This is a genomic window from Pseudomonas psychrophila (assembly GCF_001043005.1).
Classification (GTDB): domain Bacteria; phylum Pseudomonadota; class Gammaproteobacteria; order Pseudomonadales; family Pseudomonadaceae; genus Aquipseudomonas; species Aquipseudomonas psychrophila.
On the sequence record NZ_JYKZ01000090.1, the window covers coordinates 1 to 576 of the forward strand.

Annotated in this window: 1 protein-coding gene and 1 pseudogene; both read left to right on the forward strand. The window is 41.0% G+C overall.

Features of this window, described 5'->3' with window-relative positions:
* Positions 1 to 378, forward strand: a pseudogene (locus TU76_RS24225) (hypothetical protein); the annotation flags it as partial.
* On the forward strand, positions 368 to 576 hold a 209-nt coding region (locus tag TU76_RS24230), incomplete at its 3' end, for a hypothetical protein (RefSeq protein WP_048352692.1). The pseudogene TU76_RS24225 and the gene TU76_RS24230, both read left to right, overlap by 11 nt.

A 576-nucleotide genomic window follows, 5' to 3' on the forward strand; every position in this document is an offset into this window, starting at 1 on the left:
ATCGCGGATGTGTTGTTGAAGATTTTTAATTCTTTGGATTTCCAGTGTTGCGAGAATGATGCAGATCAAAATAAGCTGGTGTATCGCTCACAATCTCACCCTGAAAACTATTATCTGCCGACAACCATAAATGACAAGTCCCCGACAAAAATCGCAAAAGCACTGATAGCGAATACCCGAATAGTTGTAGACCTATATGAGGTCAATCACCTGATCTATGATGGGCCTCAAGTAATGTCGCTGTATGAGCAAGTTGCAAGACACACCACTCCTCCCCAATTAATCGGTATTGAGGAGCGTGAGCCTCGGGATGAGTATTTTGGTAAGCTTCGGTTGATACCCATTCAGCAAGCCATGGATGAATTAAATGCTGATTAATTTGATTGATAAAGTATTTTTAAATAATGGCTATGAGTCAGTAGAGTTTGAGCACAAATATGAGGAGTTCGTGGCTAGACTTTTCAAACCAAAGAATACTGAAAATAAGGCAGAGTTTTATCTGGTTATCGAGGGCCAAAATGCGTCTCACCAGCAAGCCGATCTGATATTGTCTGTTTGGGCGGATGATCTATATTC